Annotated in this window: 18 protein-coding genes; 1 reads left to right on the top strand and 17 read right to left on the bottom strand. The window is 34.9% G+C overall.

What is annotated here, in order from left to right; genetic code table 11:
* Nucleotides 1-8: 8 nt before the first annotated feature.
* The 6 genes from mqnC to P3F81_RS04185 all read right to left on the bottom strand — a co-directional run bounded on the left by mqnC (nucleotide 9) and on the right by P3F81_RS04185 (nucleotide 6629).
* Nucleotides 9-1037, bottom strand: coding sequence for a cyclic dehypoxanthinyl futalosine synthase (mqnC, locus tag P3F81_RS04210; RefSeq protein ID WP_147667799.1), 1029 nt, complete (start codon nucleotides 1035-1037; stop codon nucleotides 9-11).
* The gene (locus tag P3F81_RS04205) at nucleotides 1034-1873 is read right to left on the bottom strand and encodes a menaquinone biosynthetic enzyme MqnA/MqnD family protein (protein WP_147667798.1); all 840 of its coding nucleotides are present in this window, start codon (nucleotides 1871-1873) and stop codon (nucleotides 1034-1036) included. The genes mqnC and P3F81_RS04205 overlap by 4 nt, the downstream gene beginning before the upstream one ends.
* Nucleotides 1874-1886: 13 nt before the next feature.
* Entirely contained in the window at nucleotides 1887-2960 is a 1074-nt protein-coding gene (gene mqnE / locus P3F81_RS04200) for an aminofutalosine synthase MqnE (protein WP_147668221.1), read from the bottom strand.
* A 130-nt stretch (nucleotides 2961-3090) separates the two neighbouring features.
* Nucleotides 3091-3834, bottom strand: a complete 744-nt coding sequence (gene pdaB / locus P3F81_RS04195) for a polysaccharide deacetylase family sporulation protein PdaB (protein ID WP_147667797.1) — start codon at nucleotides 3832-3834, stop codon at nucleotides 3091-3093.
* Nucleotides 3835-3901: 67 nt separating this feature from the next.
* Nucleotides 3902-5683: a hypothetical protein gene (locus tag P3F81_RS04190; protein ID WP_147667796.1), complete on the bottom strand. Its 1782-nt coding sequence runs from the start codon at nucleotides 5681-5683 to the stop codon at nucleotides 3902-3904.
* A gap of 67 nt (nucleotides 5684-5750) precedes the next feature.
* The gene (locus P3F81_RS04185; RefSeq protein WP_147667795.1) at nucleotides 5751-6629 is read right to left on the bottom strand and encodes a LysR family transcriptional regulator; all 879 of its coding nucleotides are present in this window, start codon (nucleotides 6627-6629) and stop codon (nucleotides 5751-5753) included.
* A gap of 111 nt (nucleotides 6630-6740) precedes the next feature.
* Here P3F81_RS04185 and P3F81_RS04180 point away from each other — a divergent pair, with 111 nt between their 5' ends.
* Nucleotides 6741-7721, top strand: coding sequence for a YeiH family protein (locus P3F81_RS04180; protein ID WP_309320682.1), 981 nt, complete (start codon nucleotides 6741-6743; stop codon nucleotides 7719-7721).
* 63 nt (nucleotides 7722-7784) lie between these two features.
* On the opposite strand, the gene P3F81_RS04175 is transcribed toward P3F81_RS04180, so the two are convergent.
* The 11 genes from P3F81_RS04175 to thiL form a co-directional block, all read right to left on the bottom strand.
* Nucleotides 7785-8327, bottom strand: coding sequence for a PilW family protein (locus tag P3F81_RS04175; RefSeq protein WP_147667793.1), 543 nt, complete (start codon nucleotides 8325-8327; stop codon nucleotides 7785-7787).
* A gap of 17 nt (nucleotides 8328-8344) precedes the next feature.
* Nucleotides 8345-8761: a type IV pilus modification PilV family protein gene (locus tag P3F81_RS04170; protein WP_147667792.1), complete on the bottom strand. Its 417-nt coding sequence runs from the start codon at nucleotides 8759-8761 to the stop codon at nucleotides 8345-8347.
* A 439-nt stretch (nucleotides 8762-9200) separates the two neighbouring features.
* Nucleotides 9201-10844 (bottom strand): chaperonin GroEL, encoded by a 1644-nt coding sequence (gene groL / locus P3F81_RS04165; protein ID WP_147667791.1) that lies wholly within the window; start codon nucleotides 10842-10844, stop codon nucleotides 9201-9203.
* A 46-nt stretch (nucleotides 10845-10890) separates the two neighbouring features.
* A complete protein-coding gene (gene groES / locus P3F81_RS04160) occupies nucleotides 10891-11175 on the bottom strand; it encodes a co-chaperone GroES (RefSeq protein WP_147667790.1) in 285 nt (94 codons plus the stop codon).
* Nucleotides 11176-11540: 365 nt separating this feature from the next.
* Nucleotides 11541-12125, bottom strand: a complete 585-nt coding sequence (locus tag P3F81_RS04155) for an ANTAR domain-containing response regulator (RefSeq protein ID WP_147667789.1) — start codon at nucleotides 12123-12125, stop codon at nucleotides 11541-11543.
* Nucleotides 12126-13550 (bottom strand): histidine kinase N-terminal domain-containing protein, encoded by a 1425-nt coding sequence (locus tag P3F81_RS04150; RefSeq protein ID WP_309320681.1) that lies wholly within the window; start codon nucleotides 13548-13550, stop codon nucleotides 12126-12128. It abuts the gene before it with no gap.
* A gap of 145 nt (nucleotides 13551-13695) precedes the next feature.
* Complete coding sequence (gene tsaD / locus P3F81_RS04145; protein WP_147668217.1) at nucleotides 13696-14730, bottom strand: tRNA (adenosine(37)-N6)-threonylcarbamoyltransferase complex transferase subunit TsaD; 1035 nt, start codon at nucleotides 14728-14730, stop codon at nucleotides 13696-13698.
* 114 nt (nucleotides 14731-14844) lie between these two features.
* Entirely contained in the window at nucleotides 14845-15294 is a 450-nt protein-coding gene (rimI, locus tag P3F81_RS04140) for a ribosomal protein S18-alanine N-acetyltransferase (RefSeq protein WP_147667788.1), read from the bottom strand.
* Nucleotides 15291-15998, bottom strand: a complete 708-nt coding sequence (gene tsaB / locus P3F81_RS04135) for a tRNA (adenosine(37)-N6)-threonylcarbamoyltransferase complex dimerization subunit type 1 TsaB (protein ID WP_147667787.1) — start codon at nucleotides 15996-15998, stop codon at nucleotides 15291-15293. Before tsaB ends, rimI begins: the two co-directional genes overlap by 4 nt.
* Nucleotides 15986-16459 (bottom strand): tRNA (adenosine(37)-N6)-threonylcarbamoyltransferase complex ATPase subunit type 1 TsaE, encoded by a 474-nt coding sequence (gene tsaE, locus P3F81_RS04130; protein WP_147667786.1) that lies wholly within the window; start codon nucleotides 16457-16459, stop codon nucleotides 15986-15988. Before tsaE ends, tsaB begins: the two co-directional genes overlap by 13 nt.
* Before the next feature lie 16 nt (nucleotides 16460-16475).
* Complete coding sequence (gene thiL / locus P3F81_RS04125) at nucleotides 16476-17465, bottom strand: thiamine-phosphate kinase (protein WP_147667785.1); 990 nt, start codon at nucleotides 17463-17465, stop codon at nucleotides 16476-16478.
* Nucleotides 17466-17579: the final 114 nt, after the last annotated feature.

The following is a 17579-nucleotide window of genomic DNA, read 5'->3' as shown; positions in this document are numbered from 1 at the left end:
TTTTCCCTCTATTCAAATTTTCTTATTATATTATACTGGGTATCACGTTGAGCGGCAACCTTTCCAGCGTCACGAATTATATTTACCATCTTATCAATTGACATTTGATAAGAAGTTCCTGCGGCTCTGACCACATTTTCTTCTAACATAATACTACCTAAATCATCTGCCCCAAAAGCTAACGTAAGTTGTCCAATATTTTGCCCTTGCGTTACCCACGAACCTTGAATATGTTTAATATTATCTAAATAAATTCTCGTTACAGCCAACGTCTTTAAATAATCCCAGGCAGTAACTTTTTTCCCGCCAAGTTCAGTATTCCCGGGTTGGAATGTCCATGTAATAAATGCCCGGAAGCCGCCCGTACGCTTTTGCAATTGACGAACCTTTTCCATATGTTCAATCCTTTGCTCTAGCGTCTCTCCCATACCGATTACCATCGTTGCAGTACTCTCAAGACCAATGCCATGCGCAATTTCCATGACTTCTAGCCACTCACCAGCTGATATTTTCTTTGGACTGACACGCTGCCTAACTTCATCGACTAAAATTTCAGCACCGCCTCCCGGAAGTGAATCTAATCCGGCTTTTTTTAATTCTTTAAGCGTATCTAAAATAGATAAATTGGCTTTCTTCGCCATATGAATGACCTCTGCTGGCGAAAAAGAATGGATAGTAATCCGATACTTCTTTTTTATTAAATTCAGCATATCAAGATAATATTGAAAATCCAAATCAGGGTGTAACCCCCCCTGAATCATAACTTGTGTTCCCCCTGCTGAAATCGTTTCATCAATCTTTTTAAGAATGACATCATTCGATAATAAATACTGCCCCTTTTCCCCTTTACGACGATAAAATGCACAAAACTTGCATTCACTTACACATACATTGCTATAGTTGATATTTCTATCAACTATAAAAGTTACTGTATTATCCGGATGTAAGCTACGACGTACTTCGTCTGCCTGCTTGCCAAGTGCGAGTACATCGCCATTACATAACAAATCTAAACCTTCTTTGGGCGACAAACTCATCGAATCACCTCTGCCAGTTCTATTTTCGGTACATGGTCAATCAAATTCATCTCATGTGCCATCTCATAAAACATCAACAACGCACGTTGATGTTCCTGGGAAAAACCCCATTTTATCACTTCTAAATATTCATCTAATTGCGCAAATGAAAATGGTTTATGATTTAAAATCATTTCAATTGCTTGCTTTTTCTTTTGATAACCATTCGCAAATCCCTTTGTTACTCTATCAAAAACGAGCTGTAATAAATCAGCATGGCTTTTGGCAAAATTCCGATTGATAATCCATACTGCATATACCATTCTAAGTCCGGTGAGTTTTTTCCACTCCATACCGATATCATAATAATAAAAACCTTCTTGATGATTGTGATTTGCATATAATGCATCATCACCGATTAATAAAGTTGCAGTTGCATCCTCGGGAATAATCCGATTCATATCAATAATACGAATATAATAATTTGGTCTTGCACCATATGCTTTATTTAAAACTATTTTCAATAAGCAGTGAGAAGTTGCCGATTTTGCCGTTAGAATAATTTTGTCATTCGTTAACTCTTCAATTGGTTTTTTCGAGACTAAAATAATGCTCTGCACGTTGCCATCTGCGCTAATTGCCACATCTGGCATAATCAAAAACTTTTCACTATTTCGTGCATAAACAATAGAAGATACAGGGCTGACATCCAGCCTGTTATTGACAATATCATTATTTAGCACTGTCGGTACTGCCGAAGTAATATTTAGTCCTTTTCCAAACCCTTCTTTTTCAAAGCTATATGTTAATGGCAAACAATTAATAAAATTAATATGCCCTAATTTTGCTTTTCCCATGGTTCTTCCCTCACTAAAATTTTTCTACTGGTTGATAAAATGTATCACGTTCTACAGGAATATATCCCGTTTCACTCACCAATTGAATAATTTCTTGTTTTGTAATTCCTTTATTTGTTTTTGCTCCTGCTGCATGGATAATCTTTTCTTCTTCGACCGTTCCATCCAAATCATCTACCCCAAAGGCTAGTGATAACTGTGCAATTGGCATCGTAAGCATCATCCAAAAAGCTTTTATATGGTCAAAATTATCTAAAATCAATCGCGTTAACGCAATCATTTTTAAATCTTCCCAAGAACTGACACGCTTAAGGTCTGAAAATCCTGTATTTGCCGGATGAAAAGGGAACGCGACAAAAGCTTGAAAGCCACCTGTTTCATCTTGAATATCACGCAAGGTGAACAGATGGCGGATTCTCTGCTCAATCGTTTCTTTATGACCGTAAAGCATCGTTGCATTTGTCAATATACCTAGGCGATGTGCCGTTTTTATCGTTTCAATCCATTCTTTTGTCGTTGCTTTATTCGGACAAATCTCTTTTCTTATTTCATCATCTAAAATTTCAGCACCACCGCCAGGTAATGAATCCAGCCCAGCTTCTTTTAATGTTTTTAGCACATCTTCAATACTTCGTTTGGATATCTTTGAAAAATGGACAATTTCAACCGGGGTAAACGCTTTTAAATGTACCTGAGGCGCAATGCGTTTTACCGCTCTTACAATATTTAAATAGTAATCAAAATCTTTCTCCGGATGAAGTGCACTTACCATATGAAACTCACTTAAATCAGGAGTTTTCGCCATCGTGCTTTGCACAATTCTCTCCACTTCCTCTTGGCTCATTACATACGCTCTTTTTTCTTCAGCTGTACACGCAAATGCACATAACGGACATTCAGATACACATATATTCGTCAAATTAATATGACGGTTAACATTATAATACACATTTTTGCCGCTCTTTTTTTCTTTGATTGCTCGCGCCCAATTTGCTAAATTAAGCAAATTTTCTTCCTTATATAGCTGCACTGCGTCAGAAAAATCTAGTCGAATACCCTCTGCCGCTTTTCGGGCAGGCGTCATCATATCTATCACAAAAATCGCCACCTTTAGCATAATTTATACTGCTATCTATATTCGCACTACATAACTTTATAAAATTCGTTTAGCTCTGGCTAAAATCCTGCTAAAGGTTTTTTTATTCTTTATTCAGCTATCAGTGGCGCTTCAATCCACCCTCAGCGTAGTTTTGTAAAAGTTCCCCCACTGTTACAATTTGATATCCCTCTGCTTTAATCTTTTCTAGTAAAATTGGTAAAGCTTCTGCTGTTTGCTGTGGCGTATCAGAGGCATGCATTAAAATAATACCACCTGGTTTTAAGCGCTTTACTACACGATCAATAACTACATCTCTCCCGGGATTTTTCCAATCTAAAGAATCAATATTCCAAATAATCGTTTTGTAGCCTAAACTATCAATGACGGATAATGCTTCTTTGCTATAGCTTCCATTCGGAGGTCTAACTAAAGACACTGATTCGACCCCTGTTGCTTCCTTAATTTCCGCTTCGGCTTTTTCAATATCATTCTTTACCCAATCTGCTGTTCGGTCTCCATAGTTTTCATGCTTATGCCCATGACTAGCAATTTCATGACCGTCAGTAGCTATCTGCTTTGCAACCTCTGGATATTTAAGCGCCCATGGCCCCATGATAAAAAATGTAGCTTTTACATCATTTGCTCTTAGTGTTTCCAAAATCGAAGGAGTAAATTTATTTCCCCAGGAATGATCAAATGTCAATGCAACCACTTTTTGTTCCGTATTGGTTCCTGCAATTGCAATGGGTCCAGTGTTTACAAGATTTGCGACTTGAACATAAGCGGTACTAAAGATAAATAAACCAATAAGTCCATAAACAAACTGCTTCTGCCCAATTAATTTTTTTAAATTGATTACCATAAAAAAACCTCCCTGCATAAAACTTATTACTAAACCTATGCAAGAAGATTTCTTTATAAAACTTAAATTATTTCCATTCCTTTATAATAACTTCATTCTCTCCAGCAACACCAGATGACAAATAGTTTGCCAATGTTTTTATTATTCCACCTTTACGATAGTCCTCATTAATCATAAGCAGATTCCAATTATTTATTTCCATAAAACCATTACTATATATAGCAGCTAGATTCATATTGCCATAACTACTAACTATATTCTGATTACCAATAACCAATGTATTTTTAGCATAAATTTCCCCTGATAAATTAATCAGATTTTCAGCTTTTATAATCGCATCATTCCGTGAATCCTTGACACTGTCCGTAATCTCAAATTTATTATATCCCTGTATAACAAGTTGGTTTCCACTGTAAATTTGCGTAACAACCGGATAGGCAATATTTCGATATGCATTGACTTTTACATCTCCTCGCAGCTCCATACTATCTCCACTTTGAATTCGGCAATCACTAGCATTTACAAGACAAGCGTTTTGAAAACTTAAATGTTGATTACTATAAATTTCAGCTTCTGTCTGATAGCTCGGATTCTTTTGTAAATATTGTTCTAAACCGCGATTAATCCCAACGTCCCCATTAAAAGACAAACGATTTTTTGCATGCAAAACAATTTTATTTCCATTAATATTCCGTCCATTTGTAATATCAATTTCCGTAGCATAGACTCGAACAGAACTATTATTCATATCATAATTCTCAACAGTAAAAAAATCTGGATTAATTCCATTACTAGAATCGGTAAATTTAAATTTTCCTCCTGCTGATATAAAAACATCATCACCTTTTAACGCTGCTCTACTTGTTAAAATCACATCACCTGTAGCATAAATTCTAAGCTTCTTTGCTTTAATATAGGAATCATCTGTAAGTGTAACATTTCCATCTACTACTAAAGTCAATTCGTGATTTTGACCATTAATGGAAGATTGATTATTCATGTTAAAACCACTTTGCCCATTTATATAAAGATTGGTATTTCCAGATAAAACAGCATTCATATTGTATAAATTCTGCGCATTCGATGTTTTATAATTACCTGATAAAGAAATATCTCCAAACAAATTAACATTATCACCTTTTATTTTAGGTGCTTCCGTATACCCTGTACTTTCCCAACTTGGAATTCCAGGGATATTAACAGTAAGTTTAGGCATTTCCTTAATCGTGTTATATTTTCCCGTAGCATTATTATAAATATATATATCGCCAACGATTCTAGTATATCCAGATAACGTATAATTTGTATTTGCTACGATATCACCATAAACCATAGATCCAGCAGTACCTGTTAGTATGACGTGTCCATTTCCATACAACGTATACTTACCAAAAACTTCATCAGCTGAATTATCATCATTTTTTATAACGACAAGGATTGCCATTTTTTCCGACTTACTCTCAGTTCCAAATGTCGACTCAACAATCCCTCTAGACTCTATTTTGTATGTATATTGGTTTCCAGAAATACCTTGTCTATGTATTTGTACCTCATATCTAACACCATCAGTCAAATAATTTTTTGCATTTTTTTCCAACCAAATATTTTCTTCATTTGACCATGAATCTATATCAGGTTTATTTTTCAATTCATTCATTGCTCTTTTAATCCCTGATTCTGCAGCGTACATAGCTTGGATTTGATCTTTATTACTGATATTCGCTCTTGCTGATTGAGAAATCATGGGTACTATACCAGCTAAGACAATACCAACTAATGCCACAATCATAGCAGCAGTCAACGTTGTAACGCCTTTTTCCATTTTTAAGTTTGCAAACAACGATCTCATCCTCCTTTCCCCTAACCCAATATATTTAAATGACTTCTACTATATTATATCTAAAAATCCAAGAAACTCATTCACTCATTTTTTTGCAAATTTCCATAATATTTTTAATTCCTTGAGATAAATATTTATTCTTATGATACACGATATGAAACTTCCGTTTAAAATTAATATTTTTCATCTTAAACTCAGAAAGTTCTCCGCTTTTAATTTCATTACGAACAGCACATCTAGAAATTACACTTATACCTAATCCCGCCAAAACCGCTTTTTTTATTGTATCTGCATTATTATAAACACCTACAATGTTACATTTTATTTCTTTGCTTTCCATAACTTGATCAAATAAGTTTCGCGTCCCGCTTCCTTCCTCTCTTACAAAGAAATTCATCTTTTCTATATCAGCTATTTCAATCTTATCTTTTTTCATCAATTCTAAATCAGGAGATGCAATAAAAACCAGTTCGTCATCCAAAAATGCATCAGCAATCAAATATTCTGATTTTATTTTCCCTTCTACTAAAGCGATATCGAGTTTATCACTTAGTACCATTTTTTCTAAAACTCTCGTATTATGAATTTCGGATTTTATTTGATATTCTGGATATTCTATATGTAGTTTTTTTATTAAATCTATTAATACACATTCACCAATTGTAACACTTGCACCAATTCTTATCATATACTGCTTGCCAAACTTTTGCATAGCATTTTCAATCTCTGTACTTAAATTAACAAAATGCCGTGCATAAGTTAATAAATTATTTCCGGCATCCGTAATAAATAAATTCCTGCCTAATCTCTCAAACAAACGAACCTTATAATGATCTTCAATTTCATGAATGGCTTGGCTAACAGATGGCTGAGTCATATGTAATTTTTCTGCTGTTTTAGTCATACTAAGTTCATCGCAAACACAAATAAAAATTTGTAAATGTCTTAAAGTCAAAGCAAACACCACTTTCTATATGTAAATACCTATCGTTTTTATATAATTATATTATTGTACATATGCAACTACAAGTGATAGACTACAGTTATTCAAAGGAGATGATTTAACATGAATATCCGCTTATTAAAAGGCATTGGATTCACACTTATTTTTGCAATTCCTGCTTGGTTTTTAGGCAACCAATTCCCAATCATTGGCGGCCCCGTGTTTGGGATTTTATTAGGAATAATCGCTGCATCATTTAAGCGACCTGAATCAGTTGAACCAGGCATTAAATTTACAGGGAAAAAAATCTTACAATGGTCAATTATTTTACTTGGATTTGAAATGAATTTATATAATGTTTTTGCTGTTGGAGCACAGTCTTTATCCGTAATGATTTTCACCCTGCTCACTGCATTTATCACGGCTTATATCTTTGGTAAACTATTGAACCTAGACGGCAATACAACAACTTTAATCGGTGTTGGTACTGCAATTTGCGGTGGTTCTGCCATCGCTGCAACAGCGCCAGTTATCGGTGCAAAAGAAAAGGAAGTTGCTTTTTCCATATCAACTATTTTTCTTTTTAATATTTTAGCTGTTTTTATCTTTCCATTCTTTGGACATCTATTTAACTTTACAGATGCTGGTTTTGGCATGTGGGCTGGCACAGCAATTAATGATACCTCTTCAGTTGTTGCTGCTGGGTACTCCTACAGCCAAGCTGCTGGCGATTATGCGACCATCGTTAAATTGACGAGAGCGCTAATGATTGTGCCAATTACAATCATTCTCGCAATTTTTATTTCTCGTAAAAACGCAAAATCAGGTAACTTTAGCATTGCGAGAGTTTTTCCTTGGTTTATCCTTTGGTTCGTAGTAGCATCAATTGTAAATACCACTGGATTTTTACCTGGGGAAGTAAGTAAATTTTTAGGGAACACCGGGAAATTTTTCATCATCTTAGCAATGAGTGCAATCGGATTAAATACTAATATTCGTCAACTATTAGGCAATGGCATACGACTGATTATCCTCGGTCTCATTTGCTGGATTGCTGTTGCTATAGTTTCACTTATCGTTCAATATAGTATCGGTCTAATTTAACAATAAGAAATTCGTGGCATCGTATCTTAAATTACGATGCCACGTTTTTTATGCAGGATCTAATTACCGTGTAGAAATCTGTGCTTCTAAGTGAACCGCAGCTGCTTCAGTTGTATTTTTCTTTTCCACATCTTTCAATAACACATGTACTTCAATTAAACTTCTATCCGAATTGGTAGAAATATTTTGAAACCGCAACGAATTCTTTGTTAAATCTTCACTTGCGATTACCCGATGGATTGCAAGCAGTTGCTTTGTTTCTCCATGCTGCCATACAACGGCATCTCCCTCAATAAAAATCCGATTTAAAATGTCCCTAACCTCCCCTTTCTCATTTTTTTCCTCCGTATAATATTCCAAAAAATCGGTTGCTTCCTCATCCTTTATTGGCTGTACAATTTCTTTGCTTTTTTGAACTTCACGTTGAATTAACTTCATCACCGCATTAGCATCTTGCATATTGCTATTTTGTGTAAAGGTATATTCCTGACTGGTCATTAAACTTCTAAATACATTGGTAATTCCAGCAAAAATAATTACCATAATCGCAATCCCAATCATTACTTCGATAAGCGAAAAACCCCTTTGCGCATCCTTTTTTCTCATCGCCTATTTTCTCCTTATCATCGCTGTATTTCAAAATAACTCACCATCGATAGGATCGAGTCTGTTTTTGCAATTGGTGCACGCCATTGTACCTTCACTTCGCACTGATAAATGTTTTCCGCTTGTTCTAAAGATGGCTTCGTCCATATAGTAAAAAGTTTATATTTTACCCCATCAATTTCCCTTTCAACTTCTTCATTAAGTAAATCATTGCTATGTAAGTTTTCTTCTACGTTTGTCAACTTTTCAAGTTCACTTTGCGCTAATAAAGCTGCCTGACTATAGGTTTTCGCATGAACAGTGGAAGAAGTCGATTGTTGATAAGTGATTAATAGCGCAATCAAAGCAACAGATAGTATAATCATTGCAATTAACGAATCAATATAAATCCACCCACCTTGATTTAACTTTAAAGAAAAAATCTTTTTTTGCATTAGCATCACCTTACTAAATATAATATAGAAGACCAATTGATTTTATCTAAAAATTCTTTTAAACTTTACATACAGTAGAATTAAATCATATTAATCTGAGGTTTTATTCATGAATACAATTTTAAATTTTATCATTGCAATCTTTTGGCTTCTTTCTTATTGTATCAAAAAAATTATTTATCTACCATTTTATATTTACAAATTATTATTCGATAATAAAAATAATAGTTAATTTCATTTTCTCTAATCCAAAATAAAAAGAGGAGCTTTTTAGCTCCTCTTTTATTATTCGTTTAGCAGTCGTGGATGCTCGCAACCGTGGAATTGCGAACACTGCTCTTCATTATTTTATTACACATGTAGTGACCTTATTGAGTTCGTGGAAATTTGTAAATTATAATTTTACAAATTACTCAAGCTGAGAATGTGTAAGCAAAGCTTACATCATTCCCATGCCACCACCCATGCCGCCCATGCCAGCCATAGCAGCAGCGGCAGAAGCACCATTATCTTTTTCTGGTTTATCAGCAACTAAAGTTTCTGTAGTAAGAACCATAGCAGCGATACTAGCAGCATTTTGAAGTGCTGAACGAGTTACTTTCGCTGGATCTACGATACCAGCAGCAATCATATCGATATATTCTTCAGTTAAAGCATTGAATCCAATGCCTTTACCAGATTTTTTCACGTTTTCAACGACAACAGAGCCTTCAAGACCTGCATTGTTTGCAATTTGGCGAACAGGTTCTTCAATTGCACGTTTTACAATTAATACACCAGTTTTTACATCGCCAGTTACTTCAATTGTGTCAAGTACAGGAAGAATATCGATAAATGTAGTACCACCACCAGCTACAATACCTTCTTCAACTGCAGCACGAGTTGCATTTAATGCATCTTCAATACGAAGTTTCTTTTCTTTTAATTCTACTTCGGTAGCTGCACCAACTTCGATAACAGCTACACCGCCAGCTAATTTAGCAAGACGTTCTTGAAGTTTTTCTCTATCAAAATCAGAAGTAGTATCTTGGATTTGAACTTTGATTTGCTCTACACGCGCTTTGATTTGACTAGCATCACCAGCACCATCAACTACAGTAGTTTCTTCTTTATTCGCACGTACTTGACGAGCGCGACCTAGATCTTCAAGCTCTACACTGTCTAATTTACGTCCTAATTCTTCTGTAATTACACTTGCACCAGTTAAAACAGCTAAATCTTCAAGCATAGCTTTACGGCGATCACCGAAACCAGGTGCTTTCACTGCTAAAGCTTTAAATGTACCACGAAGTTTGTTTACAACTAATGTTGCAAGAGCTTCGCCTTCAACATCCTCAGCAATAATTACTAATTCTTTACCTTGTTGTACAACTTTTTCAAGTACAGGTAAGATATCAGCAATTGCAGAAATTTTACGATCTGTAATTAAGATATATGGATCATTGAATACAGCTTCCATTTTATCAGTATCTGTTACCATGTATGGAGAAATATATCCACGATCAAATTGCATACCTTCTACTACGGAAAGGCTAGTGCCCATACCTTTGGACTCTTCAACAGTGATAACACCGTCTTTACCCACTTTTTCCATAGCTTCAGCAATTAATTTACCAATTTCATCATCGGCAGCTGAAATAGAAGCAACTTGAGCAATCGCATCTTTACCTTCTACTTTATGTGCATTATTTTTGATTTCACCAACTAATGCAGTTACTGCTTTTTCGATACCTTTTCTGATAATCATCGGATTAGCACCAGCAGCAACATTACGCATACCCTCATGAATCATTGCTTGTGCAAGTAAAGTTGCAGTTGTTGTACCATCACCAGCAACATCATTTGTTTTTGTTGCAACTTCTTTCACTAATTGTGCACCCATGTTTTCAAATGGGTCTTCTAATTCGATATCACGAGCAATCGTAACACCATCATTTGTAATTGTTGGAGCACCAAACTTTTTGTCCAGTACAACGTTACGACCTTTAGGTCCTAAAGTTACTTTTACCGCATTGGCTAAAGCATCTACACCTTTTTCCAATGCACGGCGAGCTTCTTCATCAAACAAAATTTGTTTTGCCATTATGTATTTGCCTCCTATAAATATTTAAATAGTAAATAAAAAGAAATTATTCAACAATAGCTAAAATGTCTCTTTCGCTAACGATTAAATAATCTTGTCCTTGTGCTTTCACTTCTGTTCCAGCATATTTAGAGAAGATAACTTTATCGCCAACTTTAACATCTAATGCTACACGTTGACCATTATCTAATACTTTACCAGTACCAACAGCTAATACTTTACCTTCTTGTGGTTTTTCTTTTGCACTATCAGGCAATACGATACCACTTGCAGTTTTCATATCTCCTGCTACAACTTCGATAACAACTCTGTCGCCTAATGGCTTAATCATGTTGGTTTGCCTCCCTTTATTTTAATAAAATTATTATTATTTTGTTAGCACTCTTTATATGTGAGTGCTAATTACATAATTCATAATATATAATTCATTGCCAAAAATCAATAGCAATAAACAAAATTTTAGACTTTTTATAAAAAAAAATTTTTCAAAAAGTAATAAAAATCTATTATTCTTTTAGAATTTCTCCATTTTACTTCCTCATGCTAATTTTTACCCCAAATCCCTAATAGAATAGAACCCATACTAAAATTATATGATATTTTCTCCTTATTTATACATATAAAAATTACAATGAAATTATTTCAGCACATTTATTTTTAAAAAGTTCCATCTCCAATTTTTTATTAAGAATAAAACTATCTATTTTTTTTCAAAACTGAATCTATAATTGATTTTGCTACTTCCTTAATCGTTTTTCTTTTCGCCATACTATATTGCTGAATTCTTCTATATGCCTCACTTTCATTAATTCCATACGCATCCATTAGTATGCCTTTTGCACGATCAAGCAGCTTTCGCATCTCTAAAGAGTTTTTAACATCATCTAATTCTTGCTCTAATTGAGCAATTTCACGAAATCTTGAAATTGCAATCTCCATCGCCGGAAAAAGATTACTTTCTTTTACTGGTTTCACTAGATATGCTAAAACACCCGAATCTTTGGCACGATCAACAATTTCTTTTTGGCTAAAAGCCGTAAGTAAGAGTACGGGTGCAAGTTTTTCATTTGCGATCGTTTTCGCCGCTGTAATTCCATCCATCTCTGGCATTTTTATATCCATAATAATTAAATCCGGTTTATATTTACGAGTAAGATCAATCGCTTTTATCCCGTCTGTAGCCTCTCCAATAACCTCATGTCCAGCTTCCTCAAGAATTTCTTTTAAATCCATGCGAATAATAGATTCATTATCGGCAATTACAATTCGTAAACTCTCCATTTACCTGCCCCCTCCCATTTTTCTTGGAATATTTATGCGCGCATGTGTTCCTTTATCACTGTAAAGTTCAAATGTCCCACCTAAGTCATCTTCAATTAATGTGCGGACAATTTGCAGTCCTAAACTTTTTGATGCATGTTTTTGAAAGGTTTCCGGCAATCCTGTCCCATTATCATATAAGTCAATAAGATAATTATCGCTTTCTCTGACAATATTAAGTCCAATAACACCTTCATTACAACCAATAAATCCATGCTCAATAGAGTTCTGTATAAGTTCATTCATTACTAGCGCTAAACTACTAGCATGTTCAGATGGTAAAATAATCGTTTCCCCTTTAAATTTTGTTTCGAGCTTAAAGTCCGGTTCGAGCATATTCTGCATAACTAAATCAAGAATATTTTTTGCTACTTCAACTACATCAATAATTTCAGCATCTTGCTGAGATAGAAATTCATGGACAACAGAAATGCTCAAAATACGATTCACACTTTCTTTCAAGGCAGCCTTTACTTCCGGTGAATTTGTCCTTCTTGATTGCAATCTCAATAAACTAGCTATCGTTTGCAAATTATTTTTTACACGATGATGAATTTCTTGAATAACCGCAGATTTTATAATTAATTCTTTTTCTTTCTTTTTTAATTCCGTAACATCAGAAACAATAATAACTGTCCTAAATAATCTCTGATTTTCATAAATTGGTATACTTCTTTGAATTAAAACTAGGTTCCCAATTTCTAATTCCTTTTCATGCGGTCTTTGAACAAGTGTCGTTTCTTTTTTTATATGCATCGTAATTTCGCGATCAAACATATGATGTCCTACCATTTCACCTACACCAAGGACTTTATAGATACTTCTTGCTGCGGTATTAGCAAATGTAATCTTACTATGCTTATCTGTAATGACAATTCCATCACTCGCCGACAAAGAACGGTATAATTCATAATCTATCGGAAAACTTGCATTTGATATAATTGCATAAGCAGTTTCTAATAAGTAATTATATCCTTTAATTTTTAAATCCTTCCAATTTGTCTCAAAACTTACACATGCAATAATCTTTCCATAATAATCATAAATCGGGTAGGTATACATATCCATCATGAGACCCCAAGCCCATTCACGTTTTCCTTGCAGTGTTTCACCAGTAGACAACGTATGCCAAACTAATGGCTCCTCAGCAATTCTTACCTGAGATTCAAGTTTATTATTAGCGCGATATTGACTAAAATTCGTATTAGGTTTGATTTGAGAAATAACTAATAGGTTCTTTACTTCCGACGATTTTACATAAACAGTAAGCTGTGCATGGGCAATATCTGCAACAATCGGATATACACTATGTAGTTTATCTAAAATATCCATTTGCACAACTGATAATGTCGTCATCATATGGCACATATCTATAATAGAGTTCACAAATATCACTCCAATAAATAATATTTAAAATTATTCTATTCAATGAAAAAAAATCAAATCCTCTGGGATTGATTAGTAATTTAAAGTAGCCTGATCTATGACTGAACAAAATATTATATCTTGAACTTAAAAAGTAAAGTGCAGGTTATCCCGCCTGCACTTTACTCGTTAGTTTCAAACTAGGTACAGCATTCAAATATAAATCCGAATACTCTTTTAATCTACTTTGATAATATGCTCTACAGCCAATCATTGCCGCATTATCCGTACAAAGAATAGGTGTAGGGTAACAAAACTCTATATTAGTCTTTTCACATTCATTATTTAATCGTTCTCTAAGTGCACTATTGGCTGCAACGCCACCAGCTAACACTAGCGTATTCACACCAACACTTTTTACCGCCTGCAACGCCTTATGAACAAGTACCTCAATAACAGCGCGTTGGAAACTTGCTGCAACATCGGCTTGATTGATTTCTTCTCCTTTTTGTTTTGCACTGTTCAGATAATTTAATACCGCTGATTTTAACCCACTAAAACTAAATTCAAAGTTCCCTTTTTCGTGTAAGGCTTGCGGAAAATCAATCGCTTCCGGGTTCCCCGCTTTTGCCAATCGATCAATTTGTGGACCGCCCGGATATGGCAATCCCATAACTCTCGCTACTTTATCGAAAGCTTCGCCTGCTGCATCATCACGTGTCTGCCCAATTAGCTCAAAATCATTATAGTCTTTAACATGAACAAGCGAAGTATGTCCTCCAGATACAACAAGTGCCACAAAAGGAGGCTTTAATTCCGGATGTGCAAGAAAGTTAGCAAAAATATGTCCTTCTAAATGATTTACCCCAATTAAAGGTACGTCTAATATATACGATAAAGATTTTGCAGCTGCAACCCCGACCAATAAAGCTCCGACTAATCCAGGTCCATAGGTAACTCCGATATGATTAATGTCTTCAAGTTTAACATTTGCTTCCTTCAAACAAGCATCAACAACAGGAATTACATTTTCAATATGTTTTCTTGATGCAATTTCAGGTACGACTCCGCCAAACTTTTGATGCACAGGTACTTGAGATGAAATAATATTCGCTAAAATTTCGCGTCCGTTTACTAATACTGCCGCGGATGTCTCATCACAACTTGTTTCAATTGCTAAAGTTAAACATCTTTCTTCTATACTCAAAACTAAACCTCCATTTATTTATGCTAGATTAGTAACACTTTATCCCTAATAATCATACGCTATATTACCAATCACCCTATATGAGCCGCTTCGTCGGCTCACTTTTTTTTATCCTATATCATTAAGCCACATGATAATGGCATTTTCTTTTGTATCTTCATAGTAATTCTTTCTTATTCCAGCTGCTTCAAAGCCAAGCTTTTGATACATTGCCTGAGCTGGGAAATTCGATTCGCGCACTTCTAAGGTCATACTACATATTCCCTTGTGTTTTAGGATATCAATCATATGCCTTAGTAGCTTTTGCCCAATCCCCAAACGACGATACTGAGGTAAAACCGCTACATTTGTAACATGTGCTTCGTCAAAGATAAGCCATGTTCCCATATAAGCAATTGGCTTATCTTCTGCTACTGCAACTATGTATAAAGCACGCTCATTTTCCATCTCATCACAAAAAGATTGTCTTGACCACGGATGTGAAAAAGATGTAGTTTCAATTTCAAAAACAGCATCGATATCATCGACGATCATTTTACGAAAAACAACTTCACTCATTCTTTTACTCCGTTTCGCTTTTCCCATAAAACTTCTGCTTCTGACCGTCTAATATAAAGTGGCTCTAAACTCATTACATCATCTGCTTTTCCATTTTGCAGCAAATTCCATCCGAGCATAGCTACATTAGCAGCACGAGGCATCGTCATATGCGGCATTGCCATAATAATATTTCCGCCTACTGCTTGAATTTCTTCTGCTTTTTGTACGGCCTTCTCACCTAAGAAAACAACAGGTTTATCTAATCTCTGTCCAGCTTCTAACACTTCAGTAAAACTTTTCACCGTAGGTTCATAAACCTGACAAAGTTTACCTTCTTTCCATTGGTAAAGAGATATATATATATTGCCTTTTTGTGCATCTAACATAGGTGCAATATAAACATCTCCGACTGGATAATGATACGCTAAAGCAGCTAATGTAGATACACCGATAATTGGAATATTAAGTGCATAAGCAATACTTTTTGCCGTTGCTAAACCAATTCTAAGTCCAGTGAAAGAACCTGGGCCAATACTAATTGCAACTGCCTCTAAATCACTCTTTTTTAAATTAGTCATATCTAAAATTTGTTTTATATGCGGCATTAAAACTTCCGAGTGCGTTAACTTCGTCTGTAATGTCAATTCCGCTAATAGTTTTTTTTCAGTAGCAACAGCAACACCAGAAACTAAAGTTGCTGTATCAATTGCTAAAATTGGCAATTTTGTTTCAACTCCTCATAAATCTGTCGATACGATTCACCCTTTAATTGAATCGTGATTAAACGTTCATCTATATTTTCAGTACGTGTAATTTCAAGCCAAAGATATTCCTCGGGAAGTTCTTCAGGAAATTTATCCGGCCATTCAATAATGACAATAGAATCCTCTAATGTCGTATATTCATAAAATCCAATATCATATAATTCTTCAGCACTCTCTAGCCGATACAAATCAAAATGATATATCGCCCTACGACCGTGATAAACATTCATCAGAGAAAAGGTTGGGCTTGTTACTTCCTCTTCTACTTGAAAACCTTTTGCTAGCCCTTGAACAAATAAAGTCTTGCCAGCACCTAAATCTCCTTTTAAGCATAAGACTACACCATTTTTCAATAAGTCTGCCAGCCCTTTTGCAAAGGCAAAAGTTTCTTCCGGCGAATTCGTCTTTATCTTTATCATATTAACACCTCATAAGTTATCTAAAATGATTATAACCCTTCGGCTCTAAATTCACAAATTTTCCGTTATACTCTTTTAAAAATACATTACCTGTCCCCTGCTTTACTTCACCAACGACTTTAATATTGCAATTGCTTAATTCTTTTTGCAATAATATATACTTTTCTTTTGAAATCGTAAAGAGTAATTGATAATCTTCACCGCCAAACAAAGCATATTCTAAAGGGGTTTTTCGAAAAAAATTGGCTCTTTGAAGAAGTTCAGTGCTAAATGGAACTTTACCTGCATCTAGCATGACATCCACACTACTTGCCAAGGCGATTTCTTTTGCTTCACTTGCTAGTCCATCACTAATATCATTCATACTGCTTGCATACTTTGCAATTATTCTTCCTAATTCAACTTGTGGGAAAGGCATTAAATGCGCCTTAATCAGTGGTTCAGCAAAATCAAAATTATCTTTTTTATTTAACAAAATATCTAAGCCCGCGGCAGAATCTCCTAGAGTCCCTGTAACTACAATAAAATCTCCAGGCTTTGCACCATTTCTTTTTTGCAATTTTTCCGGCTCAACTTCCCCCAAAACCGTTACATTAATGACAATTTTATCATGCGTTGAAACAGTATCCCCACCGACAATGTTCACACAAAAAGATTGCGCAATATTCTTCATTCCCCGATATAATTCTTTTACAAAATCTACATTTATTTTTTTCGGTAAAGCAATAGAAAGAACCACATGTTTAGGTATCCCCCCCATCGCCGCAATATCACTTAAATTTACCGCCAATGATTTATAGCCTAATTGAAATGGAGAAATAAAGGATAAATCAAAATGGACACCTTCTACCAACATATCAGCACTAACCAATTGCAGCATATTGTGGGTTGGTATTAAAACAGCGGCATCATCACCAATGCCAACTGCTACGCTTTTAGGCTCTACGATACAATTCTCTTTGATTAAATCTATTAATCCAAACTCTCCACACTCTTTTATATCCATTGAGCTTCCCTCATCGTAAAATTATTTTAAACTATTTTAAATTTTAACATAGATTCATTCATTCGCAAGTTACTTTTGCAAAAGAAAAGACACCTTAGCTTATGTAAGGTGTCC

The organism is Selenobaculum gibii (assembly GCF_030273445.1).
Lineage (GTDB): Bacteria > Bacillota > Negativicutes > ICN-92133 > ICN-92133 > Selenobaculum > Selenobaculum gibii.
This window is presented reverse-complemented; position numbering and strand designations above follow the sequence as displayed.